Source organism: Burkholderia sp. LAS2 (genome assembly GCF_018417615.1).
Classification (GTDB): domain Bacteria; phylum Pseudomonadota; class Gammaproteobacteria; order Burkholderiales; family Burkholderiaceae; genus Burkholderia; species Burkholderia sola.
The window spans coordinates 373777-399521 of sequence record NZ_CP071054.1; the positions used below are offsets into that span (position 1 = coordinate 373777).

25 protein-coding genes are annotated in these 25745 nt (G+C 67.2%); 13 read left to right on the forward strand and 12 right to left on the reverse strand.

Annotated features, from left to right (window positions below):
* The first annotated feature begins 36 nt into the window (after positions 1 to 36).
* On the forward strand, positions 37 to 957 hold the full coding sequence (locus JYG37_RS30810; protein WP_089490055.1) for a LysR family transcriptional regulator: 921 nt from the start codon (positions 37 to 39) through the stop codon (positions 955 to 957).
* A 128-nt stretch (positions 958 to 1085) separates the two neighbouring features.
* Here JYG37_RS30810 and JYG37_RS30815 read toward each other — a convergent pair whose 3' ends face one another.
* On the reverse strand, positions 1086 to 1667 hold the full coding sequence (locus tag JYG37_RS30815) for a TetR/AcrR family transcriptional regulator (protein ID WP_179233191.1): 582 nt from the start codon (positions 1665 to 1667) through the stop codon (positions 1086 to 1088).
* Positions 1668 to 1922: 255 nt separating this feature from the next.
* On the opposite strand from JYG37_RS30815, the gene JYG37_RS30820 reads away from it, so the two are divergent.
* The gene (locus tag JYG37_RS30820; RefSeq protein WP_089490181.1) at positions 1923 to 3026 is read left to right on the forward strand and encodes an alpha/beta fold hydrolase; all 1104 of its coding nucleotides are present in this window, start codon (positions 1923 to 1925) and stop codon (positions 3024 to 3026) included.
* A 52-nt stretch (positions 3027 to 3078) separates the two neighbouring features.
* Here JYG37_RS30820 and JYG37_RS30825 read toward each other — a convergent pair whose 3' ends face one another.
* On the reverse strand, positions 3079 to 3999 hold the full coding sequence (locus tag JYG37_RS30825) for a LysR family transcriptional regulator (RefSeq protein ID WP_124630113.1): 921 nt from the start codon (positions 3997 to 3999) through the stop codon (positions 3079 to 3081).
* A gap of 112 nt (positions 4000 to 4111) precedes the next feature.
* Between JYG37_RS30825 and JYG37_RS30830 the strand changes: the two genes are divergently transcribed.
* Positions 4112 to 4726 (forward strand): NIPSNAP family protein, encoded by a 615-nt coding sequence (locus JYG37_RS30830; protein ID WP_089490052.1) that lies wholly within the window; start codon positions 4112 to 4114, stop codon positions 4724 to 4726.
* A 38-nt stretch (positions 4727 to 4764) separates the two neighbouring features.
* Here the strand turns inward: JYG37_RS30830 and JYG37_RS30835 are convergent, their stop codons facing one another.
* Both JYG37_RS30835 and JYG37_RS30840 read right to left on the reverse strand, forming a co-directional pair.
* Positions 4765 to 5973 (reverse strand): ATP-grasp domain-containing protein, encoded by a 1209-nt coding sequence (locus JYG37_RS30835; RefSeq protein WP_213346980.1) that lies wholly within the window; start codon positions 5971 to 5973, stop codon positions 4765 to 4767.
* A 37-nt stretch (positions 5974 to 6010) separates the two neighbouring features.
* The gene (locus JYG37_RS30840; RefSeq protein WP_124637515.1) at positions 6011 to 6955 is read right to left on the reverse strand and encodes a hypothetical protein; all 945 of its coding nucleotides are present in this window, start codon (positions 6953 to 6955) and stop codon (positions 6011 to 6013) included.
* Positions 6956 to 7119: 164 nt separating this feature from the next.
* Between JYG37_RS30840 and JYG37_RS30845 the strand changes: the two genes are divergently transcribed.
* On the forward strand, positions 7120 to 7995 hold the full coding sequence (locus JYG37_RS30845; protein WP_050015364.1) for a LysR substrate-binding domain-containing protein: 876 nt from the start codon (positions 7120 to 7122) through the stop codon (positions 7993 to 7995).
* Positions 7996 to 8013: 18 nt separating this feature from the next.
* Here JYG37_RS30845 and JYG37_RS30850 read toward each other — a convergent pair whose 3' ends face one another.
* Both JYG37_RS30850 and JYG37_RS30855 read right to left on the reverse strand, forming a co-directional pair.
* Positions 8014 to 9282, reverse strand: a complete 1269-nt coding sequence (locus JYG37_RS30850) for an ATP-grasp domain-containing protein (protein WP_213346982.1) — start codon at positions 9280 to 9282, stop codon at positions 8014 to 8016.
* A gap of 53 nt (positions 9283 to 9335) precedes the next feature.
* Entirely contained in the window at positions 9336 to 10787 is a 1452-nt protein-coding gene (locus JYG37_RS30855) for an MFS transporter (protein WP_089490051.1), read from the reverse strand.
* Between the two features lie 404 nt (positions 10788 to 11191).
* On the opposite strand from JYG37_RS30855, the gene JYG37_RS30860 reads away from it, so the two are divergent.
* Together JYG37_RS30860 and JYG37_RS30865 are read left to right on the forward strand one after the other, a co-directional pair.
* Positions 11192 to 12313 (forward strand): TauD/TfdA family dioxygenase, encoded by a 1122-nt coding sequence (locus JYG37_RS30860; RefSeq protein ID WP_050015358.1) that lies wholly within the window; start codon positions 11192 to 11194, stop codon positions 12311 to 12313.
* 96 nt (positions 12314 to 12409) lie between these two features.
* Complete coding sequence (locus JYG37_RS30865; RefSeq protein ID WP_050015356.1) at positions 12410 to 13360, forward strand: ABC transporter substrate-binding protein; 951 nt, start codon at positions 12410 to 12412, stop codon at positions 13358 to 13360.
* A 107-nt stretch (positions 13361 to 13467) separates the two neighbouring features.
* On the opposite strand, the gene JYG37_RS30870 is transcribed toward JYG37_RS30865, so the two are convergent.
* The 6 genes from JYG37_RS30870 to JYG37_RS30895 form a co-directional block, all read right to left on the reverse strand.
* The gene (locus tag JYG37_RS30870; RefSeq protein WP_213346984.1) at positions 13468 to 14007 is read right to left on the reverse strand and encodes an AidA/PixA family protein; all 540 of its coding nucleotides are present in this window, start codon (positions 14005 to 14007) and stop codon (positions 13468 to 13470) included.
* A 64-nt stretch (positions 14008 to 14071) separates the two neighbouring features.
* Entirely contained in the window at positions 14072 to 14575 is a 504-nt protein-coding gene (locus tag JYG37_RS30875; RefSeq protein WP_213346986.1) for an inclusion body family protein, read from the reverse strand.
* A gap of 294 nt (positions 14576 to 14869) precedes the next feature.
* Positions 14870 to 15253 carry a GtrA family protein gene (locus JYG37_RS30880; protein ID WP_050015352.1) on the reverse strand — a complete coding sequence of 128 codons (384 nt, stop codon included), beginning with the start codon at positions 15251 to 15253 and terminating at the stop codon, positions 14870 to 14872.
* 12 nt (positions 15254 to 15265) lie between these two features.
* Positions 15266 to 16309, reverse strand: a complete 1044-nt coding sequence (locus JYG37_RS30885) for a glycosyltransferase family 2 protein (RefSeq protein WP_124555462.1) — start codon at positions 16307 to 16309, stop codon at positions 15266 to 15268.
* A 24-nt stretch (positions 16310 to 16333) separates the two neighbouring features.
* Positions 16334 to 17713, reverse strand: coding sequence for a glycosyltransferase family 87 protein (locus JYG37_RS30890; protein WP_213346988.1), 1380 nt, complete (start codon positions 17711 to 17713; stop codon positions 16334 to 16336).
* The gene (locus tag JYG37_RS30895; RefSeq protein WP_213346990.1) at positions 17710 to 18948 is read right to left on the reverse strand and encodes a glycosyltransferase family 87 protein; all 1239 of its coding nucleotides are present in this window, start codon (positions 18946 to 18948) and stop codon (positions 17710 to 17712) included. Before JYG37_RS30895 ends, JYG37_RS30890 begins: the two co-directional genes overlap by 4 nt.
* 1048 nt (positions 18949 to 19996) lie before the next feature.
* Between JYG37_RS30895 and JYG37_RS30900 the strand changes: the two genes are divergently transcribed.
* From JYG37_RS30900 to JYG37_RS30930, 7 genes are all read left to right on the forward strand, one after another.
* A complete protein-coding gene (locus JYG37_RS30900; protein ID WP_050015345.1) occupies positions 19997 to 20188 on the forward strand; it encodes a Flp family type IVb pilin in 192 nt (63 codons plus the stop codon).
* A gap of 148 nt (positions 20189 to 20336) precedes the next feature.
* Positions 20337 to 20528, forward strand: a complete 192-nt coding sequence (locus tag JYG37_RS30905; protein WP_050015343.1) for a Flp family type IVb pilin — start codon at positions 20337 to 20339, stop codon at positions 20526 to 20528.
* An 83-nt stretch (positions 20529 to 20611) separates the two neighbouring features.
* On the forward strand, positions 20612 to 20818 hold the full coding sequence (locus tag JYG37_RS30910) for a Flp family type IVb pilin (RefSeq protein ID WP_124555503.1): 207 nt from the start codon (positions 20612 to 20614) through the stop codon (positions 20816 to 20818).
* 28 nt (positions 20819 to 20846) lie between these two features.
* Positions 20847 to 21386 carry an A24 family peptidase gene (locus JYG37_RS30915; RefSeq protein ID WP_050015339.1) on the forward strand — a complete coding sequence of 180 codons (540 nt, stop codon included), beginning with the start codon at positions 20847 to 20849 and terminating at the stop codon, positions 21384 to 21386.
* Positions 21387 to 21429: 43 nt separating this feature from the next.
* Positions 21430 to 22830, forward strand: coding sequence for a DUF8689 domain-containing protein (locus JYG37_RS30920; RefSeq protein ID WP_124592663.1), 1401 nt, complete (start codon positions 21430 to 21432; stop codon positions 22828 to 22830).
* Between the two features lie 35 nt (positions 22831 to 22865).
* Positions 22866 to 23705 (forward strand): Flp pilus assembly protein CpaB, encoded by an 840-nt coding sequence (gene cpaB / locus JYG37_RS30925; RefSeq protein WP_124592664.1) that lies wholly within the window; start codon positions 22866 to 22868, stop codon positions 23703 to 23705.
* A 104-nt stretch (positions 23706 to 23809) separates the two neighbouring features.
* Positions 23810 to 25741 (forward strand): type II and III secretion system protein family protein, encoded by a 1932-nt coding sequence (locus tag JYG37_RS30930; protein WP_050015334.1) that lies wholly within the window; start codon positions 23810 to 23812, stop codon positions 25739 to 25741.
* Positions 25742 to 25745: the final 4 nt, after the last annotated feature.

A 25745-nucleotide genomic window follows, 5' to 3' on the forward strand; every position in this document is an offset into this window, starting at 1 on the left:
TGTCGACAATGCAATGGATACAATGGCGTCATTGCCCTGGACAATAATGAGACGATGCCCGCCGATCTGCCGGACCTGAAGCTGCTTCAGCTATTCGATCTCCTGTACGACGTGCGCAGCGTCACGCGCGTCGCCGAGCAACTTGGCCAGAGCCAGCCGACGGTCAGCATCTGGCTCGGGCACTTGCGGGAACATTTGCACGATCCACTCTTCATCCGCACGCCCGGCGGCATGGCGCCGACTCCTCAGGCCGACGCACTGATCGGGCCATGCCGGGAAATCCTCGAATCGCTGCGGCGCTTCACGGCGTGGGAGATCGCGTTCGACCCGGCGACCGCCCAGCGACGCTTTCGCATCTGCATGACCGACGCGAGCCACGTCACGCTGTTGCCGCGGCTGCTGGCCCATGTCCGCGCGCAGGCGCCGGGCGTCCGGCTCGAAGCCGCGCGGATCGACGGCAATACGGAGCGGGCGCTCGAATCCGGCGAAGCCGATCTCGCGATCGGCTACGTGCCGTGGCTGGGCGGTGGCATTTACCAGCAGAAGCTGTATGACCAGGACTGGATTTGTCTGGTGAATCGGCATCACCCGCGGATTCGCGGCCGGCTCGGGGTCAGGCAGTATCGGGCGGAAGGACATGTCGCCATCACGGCGGGAACCGGGGCGCAACTGCTCGAACAGGCGCTGCGGCAGGCGCGCATCGAGCGGGACGTGGTGCTGGAATTGCCGGGGTTTCTCGGGTTGGGGGCGATCGTCCAGACGACCGACCTGATCACGACGCTACCTCGTCATATCGGCGAGACGCTGGCGCAGGCCAACGATCTCGCGGTTCATGCCTGCCCGATTCCGGTCGACGGCTTCGCGGTGCGGCAGCATTGGCACGCGCGCTATCACCACGAGGCCGGCAACCGGTGGCTGCGCGGCGTCGTGATTCGATTATTCGGTCATTCGCATTGATCTGCGGTTTCGGCGTTCGCGATGGAGGCTGGAACGCACGCGGCTTTCGGGCGGTGCGGTACACGACAACGGGCAATGTCCCCGTGATGGGCGGAAGGCATGGCTCGTCACGACAACATCGGTGCGGATCACACTTCGGCAGCACCCCACCCTTGGCCGCTGACGTCTGCCAGCGCGTCGAATACAGCCGGCGAGCGTTCCAGACGCGCGATCGTGCGGGCGCCCTCCAGCGCGGCGACCAACGCGGCCGCGGCTGACGATGCGCGCGCGGCAGCAAAACCGCATCCCCTGAAATGCGCCGCAATCACCTCGGTCGAATCGGCAAACCCGCGCGCGACCCGCTCGGTCAGCTCGGCGTCGAGCGCGGGCAGTTCGTTGGCCAGGTTTTGCATGAGACACCCGTACTGGAAATCGGCGGCGACCATTTCGGCCGCAAACGTGCTGAAGAGCCGACGCACGAACTCCAGCGCATGACCGGTCGTTTCGGCCGAGATGTTCTGCAAGACGGCAATGCGATTCGTGACGTACTGATCGATTGCTTCTTCCGCAAGTTGGGCCTTGCCGCGTGGAAAGTGAAAGTAGAACGATCCCTTGGGCGCGCCGCTTTCTTCGAGGATCTGGGTCAGTCCGGTCGCGGTGTAGCCCTGGATGCGAAACAGCCGTTCGGCCGTGGCAATCGCGCGAGCGCGAGCGTCAGTCTTGCGTGTCATGCCGGAAAAGTACCACGTTCGGCTTGACCCGGCTATGTCGATCGCCATACTATGGTGATCACCATATTCCGGAGCGCCGCGATGCCCGTCGACAAGAGCAAGCCATCTGCGTCGAGACGAACCGTCCTGGCGATGGGCGCGGCCGGCCTGATTGCGGCTTTGTTTCGACCTGCCCGCGCAAACCCGACAGCAGAAGGGGATCCGACCATGCCGACCTACGCCGCAGGAACGCTTCCCGAAGGGGTGCGCTCGCGCATGATCCACGGGGTGAACGGCCTCGACGTCCATGTTCTCGAGGCCGGTCATGAAAGCGCCGGCCGGCCGCTCGCGTTGCTTTTGCACGGCTTTCCGGATCTGGCCTACGGCTGGCGACATCTGATGCCCATCCTGGCCGACGCGGGATACCACGTCGTGGCGCCCGACCAGCGGGGGTTTGGGCGCACCACCGGCTGGGTGAACGACTATGACGCCCCGCTCGCGCCGTTCAGCTTGTTGAATATGACGCGCGACGCGCTCGGATTGGTTTCTGCGTTGGGGTATCGGCAGACGTCAATGCTGGTAGGACACGACCTCGGCTCGCCCGTGGCGGCGTATTGTGCGCTGGCGCGACCTGACGTCTTTCCGTCGGTGGTGTTGATGAGCGCACCGTTCCCCGGCCCGCCGGCGCTTCCGTTCGACACGGCGCGAAGCGAGACATCGTCGGCTCAACCGAGCAGTGACGGTCGGAAACTGGCGGCGGCGCTTGCCGCGCTCGATCCGCCGAGACAGTATTACCAGCAATACCTGTGCACCCGGAACGCCAACCGGGACATGTGGCGCCCGCCCCAAGGTTTATCCGCGTTTCTTCGCGCATTCTTCCATGTCAAGAGTGCCGACTGGCCCGGAAACAAGCCGCATCCGCTCAAGGCGCTCACGGCCGCGGAGCTGGCGCAAATGCCCACGTACTACGTGATGGATCTCGGCAAGACGATGTCCGAAACCGTCGCGCCATTCCAGCCGTCCCCCGCCGAAACCCTTGCCTGCAAGTGGCTGACCGACGCGGAACTTGGCGTGTACACGACGGAGTACGGCCGCACCGGGTTTCAAGGCGCGCTTCAGGCTTATCGTGTGTTGTCCGATCCTGATCTGAACGCCGAGTTGCGCCTGTTTTCGGGCAAGACGATCGACGTCCCGTCGCTCTTCATTGGCGGCACGAGCGATTGGGGCACCTATTCGGCGCCGGGCGCGCTCGATCTGATGAGAACGAAGGCGACGACGAGCATGCGTGGCATCGAACTGATCGACGGCGCAGGCCACTGGATCCAGCAGGAGCAACCGGCCAGACTGGGCGAACGCTTGCTCGCTTTCGCGAAGGCGTGAAGGAGGGGCGCGGTGGCATAGGGCTTTTTCGCGACCGGCGGCGGTAGCCGCATCAGGTCCGGGAGGCCGTTTCGGCGCCGAACCGGTCGACCACGAATTCCGTAAAGCTGCGAAGCTTCGATGATTTCTGCTTCTGTTGCGGATAAAGCAGATTCATCGACCGCTCGGGGGCGGCGAAGTCCGGCATGATCTCGACGAGGCGCGCCTTGCGAATGTCCTCGTGGATCAGCATCGAAGGCAGCATCGCGATACCCAGCCCGCTCAACGTCGCGCGGCGCAACGCTTCCGCGCTGTCGATTTTCAGTCGGCCGTCCACGCAGATGCTCATCGGCCCGTCCGGGCCTTCCAGCATCCAGCGGGATTGTGCCGCGTGCCATTCCGATCGGGGCGGATACGCATACGTCAGGCAGTGATGCTCGCGCAGCGCATGCGGCGTAGTCGGCGCGCCATGTTCGTGAACGTAAGCGGGCGACGCACACATCACCAGCCGATAGGGCGCTAGCGGACGCGCCACCACATCCGGATTGGCGAGCGCGCCGATGCGAATGGCGGCCTCGAAACCCTCGTCGAACAGATCGGCGAGCGAGTCGGTTGCGACGATATCGAGCCTGATCTCGGGGTAGCGCCGGTAATAGTCCGCGAGCGCGGGAATCAGGCACTCGTTCGTGAACACGACAGGCGCCGTCACGCGCAGACGCCCGCGTGGATGCTCGAGGTGATCGAGCGCAAGCTGTTCCGTGTCGTCGACCAGACCGAGGACTTCGACGCAGCGCTCGTAGTAAGCCTGGCCGAACGCGCTGACTTTCTGCTTACGCGTCGTGCGGTGAACGAGGACCGCGCCCAGCCGACTTTCCAGCGCCTGAAGGTAGTTGCCGACCATGGTCGGCGACAGATCGGACGCTTGCGCGGCGGCCGTCAGGCTGCCCGTTTCCACGATGCGGACGAATACGGCCATCGCCTTGAAGAGATCCATTGCGCAATGCTACTGGATTCTGTTTCAAGGTGCGGCGCGTTTATCAGCCGCCGGTTTGGAAATACAGTGCAATGGAAATACATTGCGACAGGCGAGCGAAAGGAGGGCAGACATGCTGTATGAACTCACGACGTTGTCGTGTCCGCTTCTGGACCAGGATAGGGTGTCCGGCCGTGCGCATCGCTGGGTATCGGATGCCGACGCGCAAGGGCGGCTGCTTGGCGCATGGCGCACGGAAATTGGCGAGCTATCGCGGGTCGTCGTGCTGCGTGGCTTCGAGACGATGGATGAATTGCAGCATGAACGCAATCGGGCATTGAGCGCCGAGCAACCTTTCGGGATTGAAAGCGCGTCCGTTCGAGTGAGCATGGAAAGTTACGCACTTTTTCCTTTTCTACCCGATATCGAACCGGCGGTATTGGGCGAATTCTATGAGATTCGTTGCTACTGGCTGAAGGCCGGCGGTGTGGCGCCGACCATTTCCGCGTGGGAACGTGCGGTGGGCCCGGCCCAAGCCTATACGTCGCATCTCGTCTGCAACATGTACGCGCTCGACGGACCGCCGCGCATCACGCACATTTGGGGGTTCTCGAGTCTGGAAGAACGCATGGCGTTGAGAAAGCGGCACTACGCGGAGGGCCTGTGGCCGCCGGCAGGCGGGCCGGAACAGATCGAACGGGCGACGTCGACGATCGGCCTGCCGGAGGCGTGGTCGCCGTTGCATTGAATGCCTGGCCGGCGCAGGCAAACCGCGCTCCCCCGAAGTCAGGCTGACTCGGTAGTTGATTTCAATTCACCGCACTCAGCCGCCAAACCCACGTCGTGCGCTGAACCGTGCATCGCCGGCAACGCTACCCGCACATAAAGAAACGCACGCCGTTCACGATCGGGCAGCACCTGCGGTCCATAGCTGATCCTGACCGCGCCATCGTCGATCTCGCCGCCTTGCGCGAAACGCCACGCACGGGGATCGCTGTCGAGCAGGAATTCGGCGCGCGCATACGCGTGCGGCTCGAACAGCTCGGGGATCGTTACCGCGCGCCCATCGAGCTTGTCGAGCAACGCGTCGACCACGTTGAAGCCGTAGCCGTCGCGCACGATGTCGCAGATGAAGCTGCCCGCGATGCGCGGATTCAGTTCGATCACGTGCGGCACGCGGTCGTGCACGATGCAGTCGAGATGCACGGGCCCCCACGTGAGCCCGGCGGCGGCCGTCGCGCGCGTGCCGACGTCGATCAGCGCACGCAGCGTGTCGGCGTCGAGATCGAGCTCGGACGTATACCCGCGTTCGAGAAAACCCGCGCCATGCCGCTTCAGCTTGCGCAGCGCGCCGACGTAGCGGCCGTCGAAACACTCGACGCAGTATTCGCTGCCGTCCAGGAATTCCTCGATGACGATGCGTTCGGTCGCAAGCGACGGTGCATCGGCCTGTGCGGCAGCGAGCGCGTCGAGCTGTGCGCGCACGGCCGCGATGTCCTCGCAGCGGCGCACGCCGTCGCTCGCGGAGCCTTCCGACGGCTTGACGACGACCGGAAAGCGCAACGGCGCCGCGGCGGCCGCGAGCGCCGCCGGCGCGGCGAGCGTGCCCGCGACGAACTGGGCGGCCGGGATTCCGTGCGCGGCGAGCAGCGCCTTCTGGTTCGACTTCGACACCGCATGCGCGACGTGCCGCGCATCGGGGCCGGGCAGGCCGAGCGCATCGGCGACCCACGCGGCGGTGCGCGCATAGCTGTCGTGCGCGGTCGTCACGCGCAGCGTGTCGAGTTCGTCCGGAAAGCGGGCGCGCAGCCAGTCGACGAGCTGGCCGGCGTCGGGCGCGAGGTTGACCGTCTCGACGCCGTCGGGAAACACGCCATCGAGACGATGGCCGGGTGCGGTGATGACGGTCACGGCCACCTGGCGGGCGATGGCGGCGCGCACCAGTGCGACGCTGCTGCCGGTGGCGCGTGCGCCGATCAAGATGAGTCGCTTCATGATGAATCCTGGATCGAGGGCGGAAGAGGGATGCCGGCTAGCGTGCGCGCCGGCGCAGTCGCTGCGCTTCGAGGCGCGGCAGCAGATGCTGAACGACGCGCGGCAGCGTATAGATCGGCAGCTGCGCGCACGCGAACACGAGCGCCATGGTCGGCGTCGCGGCGAGCCCGAGCGCGGCCCACATCAGCCCGACGTTGCGATTCGCGACGATCAGCGCGACGTTCAGGCGCGTGCGGACGTCGCCGGGCGTGAGCCCGTACGCGACGATCTGGAAGCCCGCGTTGACGGCGAATGCGAGTGCGATCGCCGTCAACGCGCGGTGCGGTGCGTCGATGATCGACTGCTGCATGCCGGCCATCGTGCCGAGCGCGAATATCAGCAGCGCGACGACGACGGTTGCATCGATCGGCGTCGCATGGCGCGCGAGTCGCGCGCCTGCAAAGCGCCGCACGAGCAGCGCGACGCCCTCGGCGCTGCCGATCAGCAGCGCGAGCCGCAGCGCGAGGCTCGACGGCGAAATCGACACCACCGCGTCGTGGCTGAACCACGCGGTCAGCAGCGGCGCGGTCAGCGGCACGAACACCATCGACGCGAGGGTCGCGACGAGCGCGACACTGGCGTCGAGCGACAGCATTCGCGCGATCGTCGACGTGCCGCTCGACGGCGGCGCGCAGTATGCGATCACCAGCGCGACGACCCAGTCGTACGGCAAACCCGCGAGCCGCGCGGCGATGCCGAGCGCGACCGGGCACGCGATCATCGTCACGGCGGGCAGCAGCAGCGACACGGCGGGCCGCCGTGCGACCGCGCGCACGGCGCTCGGCTCGACGCGCAGCAACGTGCCGAGCACGAACAGGAACACGGTAACGGGCATCAGCGGCCGTGCGAGATCCGCGAGCGGCGGCGCCAGCAACCCGAGGCCGACGCCGCACGCGAGCACGGTCGGGCCGCGCCGCACCAGCGCGGCGATCACTGCGCGCACGGACGAACCTCGGGCCGGCGGCGGACGGGAGTGAAGCCGAAGCAGGCAGCGGATGGCATGCGGATTCCTTGGAGAGGCGGCCGGCAGGGAATACCCGCTAGGCTAATCCCGATGATGAGCGAAGTAAAATGATATAAGATGAATCAGTAACAAGAGAAACTGATATGAACATCCCTCTGCTCGAAACTTTCCGGGCCGTCGTGCAGGAAGGCAGCGCGTTGCGTGCGGCCGAACGGCTCGGCTGTACGCAGTCGAACGTCACCGCGCGGCTGCGCCAGCTCGAAGAGTCGCTCGACGCGCTGCTGTTCGACCGGCACGGCAAGCGGTTGGTACTGAACGATGCCGGACGCCGGCTGATGCCGTATTGCGACCGCATCCTGCGCCTCGTCGACGAAGCGACGCAGGTGGTGCGCGAAACGCCGGTTGCCCGCAGTTTCCGGCTCGGCTCGATGGAAAGCACGGCCGCCACGCGGCTGCCGGCGCTGGCCGCCGCGCTGAAGGAGCGCGATCCGGCGCTCGGCCTCGCGGTGCAGATCGGCAGCGAGCCGGATCTGGCCGACGCGCTGCTGCGCGGCCGGCTCGACGCGGCGCTGACCGCACGCGCGGTGGTCCGGCCCGGGCTGCATTACGAGCCCGCGTTCGCGGAAGACATGGTGCTGGTGAGCGCGGCGACCGTCACGCGCCGGCAGCTGCTGGCCGACAACACGGTGCGCTTGCTCGCGTTTCACGACGGCTGTCCGTATCGCGCGGTCGCGGAGCACTGGTTGAAGGCGCGCGGCGTCGCGATCGAATCGGTGTCGTCGTTCGGCACGTTCGGCGCGATCCTCGGCTGCGTCGCGGCCGGGATGGGCGTCGCGATCCTGCCGAAACGGATCACGACCGAACACGTGGCGCGCAAGGAGCTGCGCACGCACGCATTCGACGATCTCGACAGCGTGACGACCTACCTCGTCACGCCCGACGAAGCGCCTGCGTTGCCCGAACTCGACGCGTTGCGCGCGGTGCTCGGCCGCCGGGCGGGTGCGCTGCTCGCGCGCTGACACACGCACGCCGCAGCCCTAGGCCGGCACGACTGCGCACTCATCCGCGAAGAAATCGGCCTCGATTTCGCGAATGCGCGCGCAGTCCTCGAGCAGTCGCTCGAACGTCGGGCTGTAGAGGCCGACCGTGCCGAGCGCCGTCTGCAGGTCGGTGGTCACGCGCAGCGTGTCGCCGACCTTGATCCACTGCTTGAGCCCGACGAACGACGGTAGCGCCTGGATCGCCTGCCACGTGAAATCCTGCCGCAGCACGCCGTTGCGCGACGACAGCAGCAGCACGTGCCCGCAGTACCCGTGAAAATCCGTCGGCGTGGCGACGTCGCCGAACAGCCGCTCCGGATGCAGCACGGCTTCGACGGTGGCCGACACGTGATTCTCGCCGCTGACCGCGCTCGTCAGCCGCGGGTCGAGGCTGCCGTGCAGCCGTGCGTTCAGCTCGACGATCGTCGGGCCGTCGGCCGTATCGAACAGCTCCAGATGAGTCGGCCCGAAGCGCACGTCGAGCGCGTCGAGCACGTCGGCCGCGTAGTCGAGCAGCGGCGCGTAGCGCGGGTCGGCGTGGTTCAGCACCAGCATCTTGTCGAGCCGCGGCGCGTGCGTGCGGTCGCGATGCACTTCCCACAGGCTGACCACGCGATGGCGGCCCTCGAACGACACCGAATCGACGATGTATTCCTGCCCCTCTGAATAGCTCTGGATCACGATGTCGTCGTTCGGCTGGTTGTACAGCGAACGGGTGGCGAGCACGTCGTGCGCGGCGGCCTCGACCTGCGCGAGCGTCCGGCAGATCTTCACGCCGGCCACGCCCGCGCTGCGCGCCGGCTTCACGACGAGCGGCAAGGTACCGTGCGCGCGCGCCCAATCGAGCGCTTCGTCGACCGACGTGCTGTGGAAATGCGCGGGCGCGCGCAGCCCGGCCTGGCGAATGCGCTCGTTCATCGCGAACTTGTCGCGTCGCGCGGCGGAGGTCGCGAGCGGGTTGCGTGACGGCACGTCGAGCCGCTCGGCCAGCGTGTCGGCCAGCTCGAGCGCCGCGTCGAGACCGTGCAGCACCGCGCCGATCCGCAGGTCGCCCAGTTGCGCGAGCGTCGCGTCGATGTCGCCGCGATGCTGAACCTGCCTGATGTAGTCGGACGGCACGAACTGGTTTCGATAGATTGCCGGCAGATCGGGGTCGCTGATCACGTGCACGCAACGGATGCCGTAGGCGCGAAACGCGGGGGCCAGGTACGCGGCGGTCGACGCGCCGTCGACGATCAGGACGGTATCGATGAAGCGATGCTGCATGGATTCCTCGCTCGGATGGGGGATCGGTTGAAGGATGTCGTGCGGCAAGGTGCTCAGGCCCGCGTGCCGGCGTCGCGGGCGTCGCCGGGCCAGCGCACGGCGAGCACGACACAGACCGCGACGAGCGCGGCCGCGATGGCGAACGCGCGCGCCGCGCCGGCGACGATTGCCGCGCCCTGGCCGGCAACCAGCGCGCCGAGCGCGGCGACGCCGATCGCGGCGCCGACCTGGCGCGCGGTGTTGAGAATCGCGGACGCGGTGGCCGAGCGGCCGGCCTCGACGCTGCCGAGCATCGTCGACGTCAGCGCGGGAATCGCGATGCCGCCGCCGATCGCCATCGCCGCGAGCCCCGGCGCCAGCAGCGCGTACGGCGTGTGCGCGGCGAGCGTTTGCCACAGCCACACGTAGCCGGCGAGCGATACGGCGAGGCCGACGATGACGGTCGCGCGAAACCCGTAGCGGACCGCGAGCCGTGCGCTCGTGATGTTGGCGAGCATGATGATCGTGAGCGGCGCGAGCGCGAGCCCCGATTCGGTCGCCGTGAAGCCGCGCGCGTTCTGGAAATAGAGGCTCAGCGAGAAGATCAGCCCGTAGAACGCCGCATTCGTGACCGCGCCGATCGCGAGCACGCCCGGCACGCGGGCGATCCGGAAGAACGCGAGCTGGAGCATCGGCGCGGCCACGCGTCGCTCGATCGCGACGAACCATGCGCCGAGCACGGCCGACGCGATCAGCGCGGCGGCCGCATACGGATCGCCGATGCCGTGCGCACCGGCCCGGATGATCCCGCCGGTCAGCAGCCCGAGCACGAGCACCGCGACGATCTGGCCGGCCGGATCGAACAGCCGCGTGCGCGCAGCGGCCGAATCCTGTACGTGACGCAGCGTGAGCCATAGCCCGAGCGCGCAGATCGGCAGGTTGATGAAGAAGATCGCGCGCCAGCCGAGCGAATCGATCAGCAGGCCGCCGAGTGTCGGCCCGGCCGCGCTGATCGCGCCGCCCGTCGCGCTCCACCACGCGACGGCTTTGACGCGCGCGGCGGCATCGTCGGCGCACGCATGCGTGATCAGCGCGAGCGACGTGGGCAGGATCATCGCGGCGCCGACGCCTTGCGCGACGCGTGCGGCGACCAGCGCGGCCAGCGACGGCGCGAGCGCGCAGCCGAGCGACGCGAGCAGGAACAGCGCGAGACCGTGTGCGAACAGCCGGCGGCTGCCGAAGCGGTCGGCCAGCGTGCCGGACGTCAGCAGCAGCGCGGCGAACGACAGCGTGTACGCATCGACGATCCACTGCAGCCCGTGGACGCTCGATCCGAATGCGTGGCCGAGGCTCGGAATCGCGACGTTGACGACGGTCACGTCGAGCTGGACGATCGCGAAGCCGAGGCTCGCGGCCGCGACGGTCGGGAAGATCGCGCGTAGCGACGTGCGGGGCGGAGTCGCGGCGGCGGTCGGCGCGCGCTCGACGCGGTCGACGTGCTCGAGTGCCGGGGCATGGTCGCTCATCGCGGCTCCCACGGCAGATGGGGCGTGCGGGACATAGGGCACAACAGGCGGTATCGAGTCATCTGGCGGGTTCCCGTAGGGAGATGAACGGAGCCGGCTTCTCGTCGGGAGCCGGCCGCATCGTCGAATCCGACAGAAAACTAGCATCAACCCGTTAGCGAATACAAATAATAAGCAACGATTTTTTAACAAGTATTCGTGTTAAAGGACGGCGCATACGACGTGAACCGGTTCTGTCCGCATTGCTGAACTTATATCGATAATTTTTGTTTGCAATCGCATTAATATCATTTCGCAATGCAATGACGGTCTCCTAGTCTTGTCGAGCGCTTCGCACCGAGGACGGCGGGGCGCGGCGGCGATGCCACGCCGCTCTTCGAACCAGATCTTTATACGAGAGACTTATGACCTATCTCGCAGATGAACGTATTGCTTTGACCGCGGCGGAATCCGCTCACATCCGCAAGACGCTCGGCGCGCTGGATTACGACCCGGCCGGCGGCGCGGGCTATATCAGCGCAGTTCGCAAGCTGGCCTACAACGCGTTTCCCGACCGGATCGTCGACGCATTCGATCGGGCGAAGGCGCCGACCGCGGACGCGCACGGCTCGATCGAGATCGACAACCTGCCGATCGACGACGGCGTGACGGGCAGCCCGCGGTTCGAGGAAACCGGCCGCTCGTTCAAGGCCGGCGTGCTGAGCGAGAACGTGCTGGTCGCGTTGAGCACGCTGGCCGGCGAGCCGTACTCGATCGCGCACGAAGGCCGCGAGCTGGTGAACAACCTGACGCCGCACAAGGCGACCGCGCGCGACTACACGGGCCTCGGCTCGGAGGTCGAGCTGGACTTCCATATCGAGAACGCCGCGCAGGCGCACATGCCGGAAGGCGACACGTCGCCGTTCGCGCTGCTGCTGCTCGGCGTGCGCAGCGAGGCCGGCGGCGGCCCGTACACGCGGCTCGCCGATGCGCGTCGCGCGCTGCAACTGCTGTCGCCGGACGATATCGCGCAACTCTACGGCGAGCACTACATCATTCGCGTGCCGTACCGGTGGCGCGGCGCCGCGCCTACGCCGCGCGACAACACCGACCTGAGCGCCGTGCTGTCGGGGCCGCTCGAGGCGCCGCGCGTGACGGTCGCGTTCTATCCGGACATGGTGCTGGCGGTCAACGCGCGCGCGCAGGAAGCGCTCGCCAACCTGTATCGCGCGGTGCGCGAGGTGTCGTTCGGCGTGCAGGTGTCGCCGGGCAAGCTGGTGCTGATCAACAACCACTTCACGCTGCATTCGCGCGACCGCTTCGACCCGCAGTACGACGAGAACGACCGCGCGTTCCGCTGGGTGCAGCGCGTGTTCGTCGCGCGCAGCCTGTGGAACTTCCGCGCGTTCACGTCGCTGCAAGCGCGTGTGTTCGATCCGAAGGCGGTGTATGCGGGCGAGTCGGCGCACGCGAGGCGTCCGTCGTCCGTCGTGCAACCGGCGACGCAGCGTGCGGCCTCGGTCGAACTCGAAGCGACGCCTGCGTGATCGACCCGGCGGGGCAGCGACTGGCGCCGAACGTTGCCAGCCCGCTGCCCGCGCTCGCTCCCAGCATCCTCGAATAAAAATAGGAATCCACAAGAAATGAGAAGAACCGCCTTTCCCGTTGGGCGCATCGCCCGCGTGCTGGCCGTCGCGCTGATCGCCGCGAGCGCCGGAAGCGCCGTCACCGCGCGCGCTGCATCGTTCGACCTGAGCCCCGAGCAGCCGGCCCGGCAGCGCGGCGCCGTGAACCCGGCGGTCGAGCAGGCGCTGCCGGCCGGCTTCCGGTTTGCCGAAGCGAACACGCTGACGATCGGCATCGCGCCGAACCTGCCGCCGCTCAGCACCTATGCGACCGACGCGCGCACGGTGGTCGGCTTCGATCCCGATCTCGCGCAGCTGATCGCGGACAGCGTCGGCCGCAAGCTGAAAATCGTGCCGCTCGCATGGGCCGACTGGCCGCTCGCGCTGCAGTCCGGCAAGGTCGACGCGGTGATCTCGAACGTGACGGTGACCGAGCAGCGCAAGGAGAAGTTCGACTTCTCGACCTACCGGAAGGACCAGCTCGGCTTCTACGTGAAGACCAACAGCAAGCTTGCCGCGATCCGCGAGCCGAAGGACGTCGCCGGGCTGCGCGTCGTGACCGATTCGGGCACGAACCAGGAAAAGATCCTGCTCGAATGGAACCGGCAGAACGTCGCGCGCGGCCTCGCGCCGATCGAGATCCAGTATTACGCGGATGCGGCCGAGCGTTGGGTCGCGCTGCAGTCGGGCCGCGTCGACACGATCTTCAGCGTGAATTCGATGCTCGCGTACCAGGCGTCGCTGCGCGGCGATGCGAAACTGATCGGCACCGTCAGCGGCGGCTGGCCGCGCACTGCCGATATCGCGATCACGACCCGCAAGGGCAGCGGCCTCGCCGATCCGCTGACGCTCGCGATCAATGCGCTGATCGCGAACGGCAGCTACCGGAAGGCGCTCGATCACTGGCGGCTGGACGCCGAAGCGATCGACCGGTCGCAGACCAATCCGCCGGGGCTGCCGCGCACCTGAGTACCGCACGCGGCGGGGCGCACGTGAGCGTCGTCGTAGTCGTCCTCCGCCCCGGCCGCGTTGAAACCGGTAGTCGGCGGCTGCTTGAAATAGCCGTCGCGATCCGGTTACGGCTTGGCGCCGGGCGGTTTCGCGTCCGGCTGGCTGGCGGCGATCTCGATCGTCGTTTCCCAGCGGAAATAGCCCGACACGGCGCCGTCGCGATCGAGCACCGCGAAATCGGCCGTGCACGAGGTGGCGCCCGCGGCCAGCACCTCGCTGCGCCAGAAATGGTCTTTCATCGGCCGGCACGACGGATGCAGCAGATCGTCGCCGTCCGGAACCGGCACGGCGGCGTCGCGGATTTCCGCTTCGATCGGCGCGACGATGCCGGCGTCCTTCAACGCGAACCGGACGAACAGCACGGTCGCCTCCGCACGCAGCGCGAGCGCGGTTTCGCGCAGATGAAGCTGGTCGCCCGGCCACAGGCCGGCGAAGAGCCGGTTGTCGTTGCGGCCGACCTGCCCGGTGTCGCCGGGGCTCAACACGTAGATGTGCCGGCCGTCGATCGCGGTCGGCGCGTCGGCGTCCCGGCTCGCATCGGGATAGGCCGACAGCAGCGTGACGGCGTCGACGATCGCCAGCACATCGTAACGAACACCAGACATGAGCACGCCCTCCGCAACAAGGGAGCGGCACGGACGGCCGTCGTGCGCCGCCCGCGTGCCGCGATCAGTTATGGATCGAGATGAACGGATCCCACGAGAAGCAGCCCTGGCTCTGGCAATTGCGATCGATGATCTGGAACTGGAAGTGGTAGGTCACGCGGCCGACCTTCAGGCATTCGGAAGACCAGTAGTAGTTCGCGACCTTCTGGCACGTCGGCACTTCCGGTTTGCTCGTGTTCGGCACCGGGATCGACGCTTCCGCGACGCGCGGCGTCGGCGTCGAGATCAGGTCGTTGCCGGCGTTGCCGACGAACTTGTAGAACACCACCTGGTTTTCGAAGCCCAGCGACAGGCTCGTTTCGCGCCAGCGGATCAGGTCGCCGACCTGCGCCTTCAGATCGAGCTCGCCGCCCGCCTGCCCGGAGATGACGTTGTCCTGATTCGTCACCATATACACGTAATGCCAGTCGATCAGCGTCGGCGCGGCCGGGTTCCTGCTGGGATTCGGATATTTTTTGAGAATGGTTTCGGTATCGAACGAGACGAGCACATCGGTAACGCGTGACATAGAAGCTCCCGTTTCAAGTAATGGAACTTATCGTTTCGAGAATTGCTTCATGCGGCCGCCATCGCGTTGTGCTGCAAGGGTTTTCGCCGGATTCGACGCATGCAGAAGCGACGGCGAATGCAGATTATCCCGTTTGGTTAATCGTGGAAGCTGTAAAAGTAAACAGGTCGGAAAATGATTTATCGGGTTAATTTTGAAATCGTAATCAATCGAATCGATGCGTGACATAAATATCACGACATTGAATCTGTTAATTGATTGACCGATTATTGGCGGGAGCGGGAAGCGGGCCGCTTACCGGTACGTCCAGAGCCGGTGCAGCACGAACGTCGTCGGCGGAATCAGCAGCGCGATCGCGACGACGCTCATCGCGCGCGACGCATCCAGCGCCTCGGCGGCGCGTGCAAGCAGCATCGTTTCGACGAACCCGACGAGCGTGACCGCGAGAAAGCGCGTCGCGTTGCGGGTGCGCACCGTCGACGAGAAGCTCCACAGCGTATTCGCCAGATACGAGAACCCGGTCGCGCAGAGGAACGCGACCGCATTCGCGGTCACCGGCGTCGCATCGAACAGCGCGAACAGGGCGGCCGCGACCAGCGAATGGATCGCGGTCGAGCCGAGCCCGGACACGCCGAAGCGCACGAGCCGCGTGCGCTCGGCCTGCAGCAGCGCGATCATGGCGCCTGCGCGTCAGCGCGCGCCGATGCGCGCCCGGACCGGCTGCGCGCGCCGGCGTGCGGGCTGGCGGCGTGCGTCGCGCGCGACCGGCAGTTCGATCACCTTGCCGTGCGTCTGGTAGCGGCGGCGGATCAGGTACACGGGCCGTTGCTTCGATTCGTCGTAGATCCGCCCGACGTATTCGCCGACGACGCCGATCCCGATCAGCTCGATGCCGCCGATGAACAGCGTGACCGAGATCAGCGACGCGTAGCCGAGCACCGGATTGCCGAACAGCAGCGTGCGCAGGATGATGAACGTGCCGTACACGAATGCGAGCGCCGCGATGCCGATGCCGATGTAGGTCCAGCTGCGCAGCGGCACGGTGCTGAAGCTGGTGATGCCTTCCAGTGCGAAATTCCACAGCTTCCACCCGGAGAATTTCGAGTGCCCGGCGCTGCGCGGATCGCGCTGGTATTCGACGATCACGGTCTTGTAGCCGACCCACGCGAACAGGCCCTTCATGAAGCGGTGCCGCTCGGGCAGGTTGCGCAGCGCGTTCACGACCTTGCGATCCATCAACCGGAAATCGCCGACGTTCTCCGGCAGCTTCACGTCCGACAGCAGGTTGTGCACGCGATAGTAGATCGCGGCGGCGGTGCGCTTGGCGAACGAATCGCATGCGCGGTTGCTGCGCTTGGCCGCGACGACCTCCGCGCCGTCGCGCCAGTGCTCGATCAGCACCGGAATCAGGCTCGGCGGGTCCTGCAGGTCGGCGTCGAGCGGGATCACCGCATCGCCGGCGGCTTCGTCGAGGCCGGCCGTCAGCGCGGCCTCCTTGCCGAAATTGCGGGTGAGATCGATGACGCGCACGCGCCGCTCGGCGGCGCCGATCCGGACCAGACGTTCCAGCGTGTCGTCGCGGCTGCCGTCGTTCACGCAGACGATCTCGAAGCGGATCGCATCGATCGCGCTCATCAGCGGAATCACGACGTCGAAGAAGCGCTCGACGGCTTCGCCTTCGTTGTAGAACGGCACGACCAGCGAGACGAGCGGCGTGTAGATGGATTCCCGCATGATGATTCCCCTTGTGATGTCGTTTTACCGGTGGGCGCCGAGCGTCAGGCGGCCGGTGCGGCGCATGCCGTGCGCCGGGCGGTGGTGCGGTCGGACCGGGTGCGCGAATTCGGTCTCGGTCGAGATGTCGCGCGCGTCGGGCATCGACGGCACGTCGCGTCTTTCCTGGGCGATCCGGCTGACGAGCAGCGCGAGCGACGCGAGCGTCACGAGCGGCATGAACTGGAACGACAGATGCGGGACGATCGCGAGGCTCGCGAGCGGCATCGGCCACAGCAGCATCAGCCATTCGCGATCGAAGCGCCGCCAGCCGTGCGTCCACGCATAGCGTGCGTACCACGCGATCACGATGCCGTACCACGTCAGGTCGTAGTCGTACAGATAGGGGCTGACGAGCAGGCATGCGCATGCGAGGGTCGCGGCGCGCAGCGCGTACGAACACGCGCCGCGCCACGCATAGACGACAGCAATCGCCGCGCCCGCCGCCGACAGCAATTGAAGGCCGCGCGCGACGAGCGCGGGCCAGCCGGCCATCGTCGCCAGCGCGAACATGGTCGGCATGCGCGCGAGCTTCGCGTGGCCGGTGCCGACGATCGTATAGACGTGGGCGATCAACTGGATGAACGCGATCCATGGGCCGACGCCGAACGCGAGCGTCGCGAGCAGGGCGCCGACGGCGATCGTCGCGGCCCATGCGCCCAGCGCGCGCCATTGGCCGGCACACAGCAGCGCGAGCGGGAACAGCACCGCGAGCTGCGGCTTCATCGTCAGCAACCCGAAACAGATGCCGGCGCAGACGGGGCGGCGGTTCAGCGCGAGCAGGCCGAACGCGGCGAGCGTCGCGGTGAAGAGGCTCGTCTGCCCGACGATCACCGTAAGGAACGCGCCGGGGAACGCAAGCGCGCACAGCCACGCGGCGTCGCGCTGCACGGTCGCGCGCATCGCCGCGGCGAACAGCGCATACGTGATCGCGAGCCACAGCACGAGCGCCAGCGTGTACGGCAGCCAGCCGAGCGGCAGCACGAGCAGCAGCATCGTCGGCGGATAGAGCCACGGCAGCGTGCCGTCCGCGAGGGTCATCGTCGGGATGGCGAGCTGTTGGACCGCGAACAGCGTGGAGTAATGCCACGCGTCGGCGCCACGTCCGTGCGCGGCGAGCCATGCGGCGCTCCAGACCGGCGAGAAATCCTGCGACAGCGGCTCCAGCGCGCCGTCGTGCGACAGGTGCACGCGGATCAGGTAGATGACGATGAACAGCAGCTCCGTCAACAGCACGCCGGCGGCATAGAGCCGTACGCGATCGCGGTTGAGCCAGTGCGGACGGCGGCGCGGGCCGGCGATCGGGAGTTCCGGATGCATGTCCGCGGCCGAGTGCGCGTGGCGGGCGAACGATGGCGTTTTCATCGTGCGCTCCGCGAGGCAAGCGCCGTGCGGCGCACCACCACGAACAGCACCGCGAGCAGCACGACCGGCCCGATCTGCGGCAGCTTCATCAGCCGGTTCAGCATTTCGAAGATGGGCAGCAGCCACGCCAGCACGAGGATGCCCTGGTCGCCGGGCAGCCAGCCTTCGTCGAGACCGTGCGCGATCAGGCAGAAGACCGCGATGCCGAGCCACGTCAGTTCGTAGTTCCACAGGTACGGCGTCGTCAGCAGCGTGGCGACCGCCAGCACCGCGCCGCGCAGTCGCATGTCGCGCGTGCGGCGCCATACGTCGACGGCCGCGGCGAGTGCGACGAGCGCGACCGCCGCCTGCGCGGCCAGCGCGGCCGCCACCGGCGCGCCCGCCAGCCGCAGCGCGGCGAACGGCGTCGGCGACGCGAGCCAGTACGACGCGAGCATGAAGTGCTGCTCGCGCACCGTCGACATCGCATGACTCAACCCGTGCAGCGCGGCGGGGCCGGCCAGTGCGACGCCGGCGGCCGCGAACAGCGTCGTGCTGAGCCCGGCCGCCGCGAAGGTGCGCCATGCGCGCGTCGCGATCAGCACGAACGGGAACACGACCGCGAGTTGCGGCTTGATCGCGAGCAGCCCGATCAGCACGCCCGCCACGACCGGACGCTTGCCGAGCAGATGCAGCGCGAGCGCGGCGAGGCCGGCGGTCAGGATGCTGTTCTGGCCGAACAGCGCGGACATGCACACGGCCGAATACGCGACGACGACGAGCGCCGCGGCGCGCGGCACGGGAAGATGCGCGCGCAGCCCCGACAACCGCGAGACGGCGAACGCGTAGCATAAAAGACTGCCCGCGAAAAAGAGGAAGTAAGCGGGCAGGAAAGGCACGAGGGCAACCGGAGCGATGAACAGCAGCATCGTCGGCGGATAGAGCCAGGGAAGCGGCCGGTTTTGCAGATACGCACCGAAGTGCGCGAACTCGGCCTGCAGGAATGACGACGTGTCGTAGGCCGCCGCGGCGTGGCCTTGCAACACGAGATGCGATGCGGTCCAGAAGACCGAGAAGTCGGTGCCGGGGCGGGCGGTGGCGTTCGACGTGAAGCCGTCGGTCACGACACCCCAGACGATCAGCAGCGCAACGAAGAGCGCCAGCATGATGCAGCTGTACGGAATGATCCGGTCGGCCGTCAGCCATTGAGCACAGCGTATTGCGCGATCGCGCGTTCCACGATTGGCTGTGTACATGATGCCCCGTCTGTGGTGTGGCCGCGTGGTCTGTCGCGGCCGTTCGATGTTGTCGTGCCTGCGGATCGATCGCTCTGAAATGGCGTTGTCCGTGAATTCATTGTTGAAGAAAAAAACGCGTGATGCAAACCAGGCACGGCCGGACGGCATTGAATGTGTTCAGCGATTCGGGCGAAAACCGCCATTTCTGGTATGAGAAAACGCCGCCGCCGGAATTTGTGTTTCTGGCCTGAAACATTCCGTGATTTTTACCGACCGGGCATGCCGCCGAACCCGCGACGCTCGGGCAACGCGCGGCGTTCGGGAAAATCCCGAGAAAATTTTTTAGGCCCTTTGTGCAGCGCGATGACGGGGTTTCATGCCGGCTGCATGCGCCCGACCCGCATATATCAAAGTTGAAACATTTCGGCAGCCGAGCGTTTGACGGGCTGGCGAGCGGATCGCCGAAACCCTTGGTATGCCTCGATTCCGCCCGGGATGGTCCGCTCTTTGCGTAAGCGTTGGCACGGCAGTCGACGACGTGGCGAGCGGGCGGTTCAGGCAACAGGCAGCGGAACCGGCTCGCGAATCGCCTGCGGAAAGGATGGTCCGGAGCGCGTCGGGGAACAGCAGCTCCAGATCCATCAACCGCGGGAACCGTCGTCGAACGACCCACCAGACCTGGCAGCTTCCGGGCAATAAGAAATCGGCATGGCAGTACATGGGGAATAAAAATGAACGACCACAGCACATCGCGGATCGCAAGCCGCGTTAAAGACACATTGCAGCTTTGCCGGGAGTTCCTCTCCCGTTCAACCGGATTCCATGCGTCGAACGGCCGTCGTGCCGTTCCGGTCGCTCGACCTGCCCGATTCATCCGGCCGGTCGGACCGTACACGCGTCTCTCATGCTCCGTCTCGCCGATACCCGTTCGTACGAACCGCGGTAGTCCGCCCCGTTTCCGCGACTGATCGTCGGCTTCCGATTTCTAGCGTAGTGCCGGTGGTGCCCACCCCCGACGTCTTGACCGACGAAGGGTATTTCATAGCAGTCCGAAAGGAGAGTGCTCATGTCAAGAATCATCGAAAAGATCGCGTGGTTCGTCCAGGATCAGGACGGCGTGACGGCCATTGAATACGGCCTGATCGCCGCGCTGATCGCAATCGGCATCGTCGCCGCGCTGGCGACGGTCGGTACGGATCTGAAGACCGTGTTCAGCACGATCGCCGCGGATCTGGACTCGGCGGTAGCAGGCCTCTGATGGACGGTACGACGAACGGTTTGTCCGATCGTTCGAATCGTTCGTCGGCGCCACACGGCATCAACGACATTCCTCGACGTATCGATGCACGGTCGTCCGACCAGCCGGTGCGCGAGGGTTTTGCAAGTCACCACGCAAGGAGAACACCATGTCCAAGTTCATTCAACAAGCCGGCCGTTTCATTCGCGACGAAGACGGCGTGACCGCCATCGAATACGGCCTGATCGCCGCGCTGATCGCCATCGGCATCATCGCCGCGCTGTCGACCATCGGGAAGGACCTCAAGACCGTGTTCAGCACGATCGCGGCCGACCTCGATTCGGCGGTTGCAGGCATCTGATGCACCGCGCCGCGGGCGGCTCGGCTGGTGCAGCATTCGAGCCGTCCCCGGCCATCCCGATCAACCGGAAACCGGAGACCATCATGCAAGCCTTCGCGCGTGTCGCCCGTCGCTGGATCGCCGACGAACGGGGTGTGACGTCGATCGAATATGCATTGCTCGCGTCGATGTTCGCCGTCGCGGTACTGGGCAGCGTCGTCACGCTGAAGGGCTCGCTCGTCGATACGTACGAGATGATCGCCGCGGCCGTCAGCGCCGCCTTGACCACCGCGTTGTCCATGGTTTCCTGATCCACCGATTCGATACGCGAGGTTCGCCATGTTTCCCGTTGCGCCGCCTTACCCGGTTCCGTTGTGCGTGACGCTGCTCGCGATCGCCGCGGCCAGTACGGACATCGCCAGCCGTCGCATTCCGAACCGCCTCGTGTTGCTCGGCCTGGCCGGCGCGCTGGTTGCGCAGTGCCTGCTGCACGGCGTGCTGGCCGGCGCGCTCGGATGGCTCGCCGGAGCCGCGACCGGCTTCGGCCTGCTGCTGCCGTTCTACCTGTTGCGCGGGATGGCGGCCGGCGACGTGAAGCTGATGCTCGCGATCGGCGCATGGGTCGGCGCGGAAATGACGTTTTACATCGTGCTGGCCACGTTCGTGGCCGGCGGGGTCGGCGCCATCGCCTACGCGCTGCTGCGCGGGCGGATGCGCCAGATGTGGGCGAACGTGCGCACGCTGATCGTGCGGCGCTCGCGAGCGGCGCGCGCCGAGGCCGACGACGGCCCCGTCGAGATCGCGTCGGTCGGCACGCTGCCGTACGGCGTGGCGATCGCGGTCGGCACGCTGGGCATGCTGTTCGCGTCGTGCGCATAGCGCGGCGGATCCGCAACGAGGACGCAACGAGGACGGAGCGACCATGAACACGAACCACACCGAACCGAGACGCGACGCGCAGGTGGCACGCCTGCCCGATCCGCCGCCGTCGCGGGAGATCCATACGAAGCTGGGCGCGCAGCTGCCCGCGGCGCCGCGCACGCTCGCGGAAACCGGCCTGAGCACGACGTTCGTCGCCGGCCTCGTGCTGAAGTCGACGCTGATGCTCGGCCGCCCGTCGTACGGCGACCTGGTCGAGCGGCACTGCCTGCCGCTCGCGGTGCTCGACGACGTCTTTGCGTTCCTGGTGCGCGAGCATCTCGTCGAGCTGACCCATCGCGGCGCGACCGATCTCGACGTCACGTTTCGCCTGACCGACGCGGGCCGCGTGCTCGCGCTCGAGGAACGGGAACGCAGCGGCTACAGCGGTCCCGCGCCGGTCACGCTCGACGCGTATCTCGCGAACGTGGCCGCGCATTCGGTGCGCAAGCTGCACATCGGTCAGAGCGACGTGTGGGCGGCGTTCGAAGGCGTCGTGATCGACACGTCGATCCTCGACTCCGCCGCTGCCGCGCTGAACGCCGGCCGGCCGCTGCTGATCTACGGCCCGGCCGGCAGCGGCAAGACCTTCCTCGCCGAACGGCTCGGCACGCTGATGCATGGTCGCGTACCGATCCCGTACGCGATCTGCGCGGCCGGCGAAGTGATCCAGGTCTACGACCCGCTCCTGCATGTCGACGCAGCGTCGCAGGCCCGCGGCCAGTCGGTCGACCGTCGCTGGCGCCTGTGCGAACGGCCGGTCGTGATGTCCGGCGGCGAACTGACGCTCGGCGAGCTCGATCTTCGCCGCGACGAAGCAGCCGGCTTCTATCAGGCGCCGCCGCACATGAAGGCGAACATGGGCATGTACGTCGTCGACGATCTCGGCCGCCAGCGCGTCGAGCCGCGCGACCTGCTCAACCGCTGGCTACGTCCGCTCGATCGCGGCGTCGATTTCATGACGCTCGAATCCGGCAACCGCTTCGTGATGCCGTTCGACGTATGGCCGGTGTTCTCGAGCAACCTGGCGCCGGAGCAGTTCTGCGACGACGCGTTCATGCGCCGCCTCGGCTCGAAGCTGCACGTCGGCGCGATGTCGATCGATCACTACCGCGCCGTGTACGACGCGGCCTGCACGTCGCTCGGGCTCGTATCGGCGAGCGATGCTTTCGACTTCCTGCTGCACCGGCTGCATTTTCCGACCGGCAAGGCGTTTCTTGCCTGTTTCCCCGTGGATCTGCTGCGCCTGGTGGCCGCCGGTGCGCGGTATCGCGGCGATCCGCCCGAAGTGACGCACGACGCGCTTTACGACGCGTGGGCGAGCTATTTCGGCTCGGCGCCCGAACGTGACGGCAGCCATCCGCCGCCCGTCGAGCGCGGAGGCCGCACGTTCATCACCGGTTGAGCCGTTTCTTTCACGATTCGTCGAGGAGCATTGCCATGAAAAACAGTCGAGCGCTCATGATGCTGGTCGTCGCGATGATCGCGGGTCTCGCCGCGGTCGTGTTCGCGTCCCGCTGGCTGGTACAGACATCCACGAGCTCGGTCACGTCCGTCGCGGTGGCCACCACCGACCTGAACCTGGGCGAGCCGCTCGGGCCGAACCAGATCCACATGGTGAGCTGGCCGTCGGGCAGCGTGCCGACCGGCGCGTTCACCGATACGAAAACGCTCGAAGGGCGCGTCGTGCGCACCAGCCTCGCGCGCGGCGAGCCGGTGATCGAGTCGAAGCTCGCGCCGGTCGGCACGAAGGGCGGGCTGTCCGCGGTGATCGCCGACGGCAGCCGCGCGATCACGGTGCGCGTGAACGACGTGGTCGGCGTCGCGGGCTTCGCGCTGCCGGGCAACTACGTCGACGTGATCGTCAACACGCAGGAACAGCAGGGCAAGACCGACGGGCAGAGCATCTCGAAGATCGTGCTCGAGCACATCCTCGTGCTCGCCGTCGCGCAGCAGGTCAGCCGCGACGACACGGCGCCGAAGGTGGTCAACGCGGTGACGCTCGAAGTCACGCCCGACCAGGCCGAACGGCTCGACCTCGCGCGCAGCGTCGGCACGCTGTCGCTCGTGCTGCGCAACCAGGTCGACCAGAAGACGCTGACCACCGGCGGCGCGACCAAGCTGACGCTGCTCGGCAAGGAGCCCGCACCGGCAGCGGCGCCGGCGCCCGTCCAGGTGCGGCCGGTCCGTGTGCACGTCGCGTCGCATGCGGCGCCGGAAGTGCGGCGCGACTGCGTCGGCGTGCTGACGGGCGTGAAGGGCAGCGTCGAGTGTTTCTGAAGCCAAACCAACCAGCCAGATAAACAAACCGGCCGCCGGCAACGCGCGGCGGCCTTGGAAGTCGATAACCGGCACGGCGCCGGTCTCTCGGGGGATCAGACGAAATGAAGATCAAACCGCAACGCACAGGTACCGGCCCACTGCGCACACGCGTCGCACGGGGCACGATGATGGCCGCGATCCTCTGTTCGGGATGGCTGACCGTATATGGCGCACTCGCCCAGGAAGGCATCGAATCGGCGGTGCTGACCAAGGGCGGCGCCAGCGCGCCCGCCGCGGCCGGCAAGGGGCCGATGCAGATGACGATCAGCATGACGCCGGCGCCGGCCGCCGCGCCCGCCGCGTCGGCGGGGCCGCTGCGCGGGCCGAACTGCGTCGGCGCCGTGCGCGAATCGACCAGTGTCGCGGTGCCGCTCGGCAAGTCGCTGCTGGTGCCGATGCCGGAGCCGGTCCGCAACCGGACGATCGGCAATCCGGCCGTCGCGCAGGCGACGATGGTGTCGCCGCAGACGCTGTACATCCTCGGGCTCGCGGTCGGCACGACCAACATGATCGTGCAGGGCAGGAGCGGCGCATGCCGCGTGATCGACGTCGCGGTCGGCGCGGACGCCGGCGGGCTGCAGGCGTCGCTGCTGCAACTGATGCCGAACGAGCGCGACATCCATGTGTCGACCGCGGCCGGCACGATCGTGCTGGCCGGCACCGTGTCGAGCTCGCAGGCCGCGCAGCAGGCCGTGCAGATCGCCCATGCGTACGGCGACAGCGCGGGCGAAGGCGCGGGCGGCGGCAAGCAGGGCGGCGGCGTGCTCAACATGCTGAACGTCACGTCGCCGCAGCAGGTGATGCTCGAGGTGAAGGTGGCCGAGGTGTCGAAGACGCTGATCAACCAGATGGGCAGCGCGTTCAACATCCAGGGCGGCTTCGGTTCGTGGAGCGGCGCGCTGGTCAGCAACCTGCTTGCCGGTGTCGCGAGCGGCGCCATCTTCAACAAGGCGAACAACAAGCCGTTCAGCATCGCGGCCGACGCGCAGAACACCGACAACCTCGTGAAGATCCTCGCGGAGCCGAACCTCGTGACGATCAGCGGCCAGGAAGCGACGTTCCTCGCGGGCGGCAAGATCTTCATCCCGATCCCGCAGAGCGGCAGCAACGGCGTCTCGTCGATCACGCTGCAGGAAGAGGAGTTCGGCGTCGCGCTGAAGTTCACGCCGACGGTGCTGGCCAACGGCCGGATCAGCCTGAAGGTCGCGCCGGAAGTGTCGGAACTGTCGCAGACGGGCGTCACGCTGAGCGCGTCAAACATCGGCGGCACGTCGATCCTGCCGCTGATCACCACGCGGCGCGCATCGACGACGGTGCAGATGAGCGACGGCGAATCGTTCGCGATCGGCGGGCTGATCAAGGACAACGCAAGCGGTGCGCTGAAGGCGATCCCCGGTGTCGGCGAAGTGCCGGTGCTCGGCGCGCTGTTCCGCAGCACGTCGTTCCAGCAGGACCGCACCGAGCTGATCTTCCTGATCACGCCGCACCTGGTGAAGCCGCTGCAGACGGCGGACGTCGCGCTGCCGACCGACAGCTTCTCGAAGCCGAGCGAAATCGACGTGTATGCGACCGGCAACATGGAAGGCCGCCGCGGCGTGCGCAAGGCAGGCGCCCAGCCGATGCAGCCCGCGAACGGTGCGGCCGCCGCGCCGCAGACACCGGCCCAGGCGCCGGCACCCGCTCCGGCGCCGAAATCGGAAGCACCGGTCGTGCCGGCCGCGCTGCCCGCGCCGCGCGCGCCGCAAGCCGACGTGCAGCAACCGGTGCCGGCCGAGCCGCCGAAGGCGCCCGCGCCGGTCGCGGCCGCCGCGCCGCAGCCCGATGCGGCCACCGCGGCGCGCGTCGCACGCATCGAAGCCGCCGCCGCGCGTCTTGCGGCCGCCGGCGCCGAACCGTCGGACCAGCCGTCGGCGCGCACCAAGCACCGGACCGCGGCGGCGCCCAACGCGCAGATCGCGCGTACGGGTGCGGAACCTCAGTCCACCGATCGTTGAAGCC

Excerpts from the sequence above, each read along its gene's own strand:
- JYG37_RS30825 (WP_124630113.1), bottom strand. The coding sequence starts at position 3,999 with ATGGATCTCTTCAAGGCGATGGCCGTATTCGTCCGCATCGTGGAAACG.
- JYG37_RS30870 (WP_213346984.1), bottom strand. The coding sequence starts at position 14,007 with ATGTCTGGTGTTCGTTACGATGTGCTGGCGATCGTCGACGCCGTCACG.
- JYG37_RS30860 (WP_050015358.1), top strand. The coding sequence starts at position 11,192 with ATGACCTATCTCGCAGATGAACGTATTGCTTTGACCGCGGCGGAATCC.
- JYG37_RS30895 (WP_213346990.1), bottom strand. The coding sequence starts at position 18,948 with ATGTACACAGCCAATCGTGGAACGCGCGATCGCGCAATACGCTGTGCT.
- JYG37_RS30885 (WP_124555462.1), bottom strand. The coding sequence starts at position 16,309 with ATGCGGGAATCCATCTACACGCCGCTCGTCTCGCTGGTCGTGCCGTTC.
- JYG37_RS30890 (WP_213346988.1), bottom strand. The coding sequence starts at position 17,713 with ATGAAAACGCCATCGTTCGCCCGCCACGCGCACTCGGCCGCGGACATG.
- JYG37_RS30850 (WP_213346982.1), bottom strand. The coding sequence starts at position 9,282 with ATGCAGCATCGCTTCATCGATACCGTCCTGATCGTCGACGGCGCGTCG.
- JYG37_RS30880 (WP_050015352.1), bottom strand. The coding sequence starts at position 15,253 with ATGATCGCGCTGCTGCAGGCCGAGCGCACGCGGCTCGTGCGCTTCGGC.
- JYG37_RS30915 (WP_050015339.1), top strand. The coding sequence starts at position 20,847 with ATGTTTCCCGTTGCGCCGCCTTACCCGGTTCCGTTGTGCGTGACGCTG.
- JYG37_RS30815 (WP_179233191.1), bottom strand. The coding sequence starts at position 1,667 with ATGACACGCAAGACTGACGCTCGCGCTCGCGCGATTGCCACGGCCGAA.
- JYG37_RS30905 (WP_050015343.1), top strand. The coding sequence starts at position 20,337 with ATGTCCAAGTTCATTCAACAAGCCGGCCGTTTCATTCGCGACGAAGAC.
- JYG37_RS30910 (WP_124555503.1), top strand. The coding sequence starts at position 20,612 with ATGCAAGCCTTCGCGCGTGTCGCCCGTCGCTGGATCGCCGACGAACGG.
- JYG37_RS30920 (WP_124592663.1), top strand. The coding sequence starts at position 21,430 with ATGAACACGAACCACACCGAACCGAGACGCGACGCGCAGGTGGCACGC.
- JYG37_RS30855 (WP_089490051.1), bottom strand. The coding sequence starts at position 10,787 with ATGAGCGACCATGCCCCGGCACTCGAGCACGTCGACCGCGTCGAGCGC.
- JYG37_RS30930 (WP_050015334.1), top strand. The coding sequence starts at position 23,810 with ATGAAGATCAAACCGCAACGCACAGGTACCGGCCCACTGCGCACACGC.
- JYG37_RS30845 (WP_050015364.1), top strand. The coding sequence starts at position 7,120 with ATGAACATCCCTCTGCTCGAAACTTTCCGGGCCGTCGTGCAGGAAGGC.
- JYG37_RS30865 (WP_050015356.1), top strand. The coding sequence starts at position 12,410 with ATGAGAAGAACCGCCTTTCCCGTTGGGCGCATCGCCCGCGTGCTGGCC.
- JYG37_RS30820 (WP_089490181.1), top strand. The coding sequence starts at position 1,923 with ATGATCCACGGGGTGAACGGCCTCGACGTCCATGTTCTCGAGGCCGGT.
- JYG37_RS30875 (WP_213346986.1), bottom strand. The coding sequence starts at position 14,575 with ATGTCACGCGTTACCGATGTGCTCGTCTCGTTCGATACCGAAACCATT.
- JYG37_RS30900 (WP_050015345.1), top strand. The coding sequence starts at position 19,997 with ATGTCAAGAATCATCGAAAAGATCGCGTGGTTCGTCCAGGATCAGGAC.
- JYG37_RS30835 (WP_213346980.1), bottom strand. The coding sequence starts at position 5,973 with ATGAAGCGACTCATCTTGATCGGCGCACGCGCCACCGGCAGCAGCGTC.
- JYG37_RS30830 (WP_089490052.1), top strand. The coding sequence starts at position 4,112 with ATGCTGTATGAACTCACGACGTTGTCGTGTCCGCTTCTGGACCAGGAT.
- cpaB (WP_124592664.1), top strand. The coding sequence starts at position 22,866 with ATGAAAAACAGTCGAGCGCTCATGATGCTGGTCGTCGCGATGATCGCG.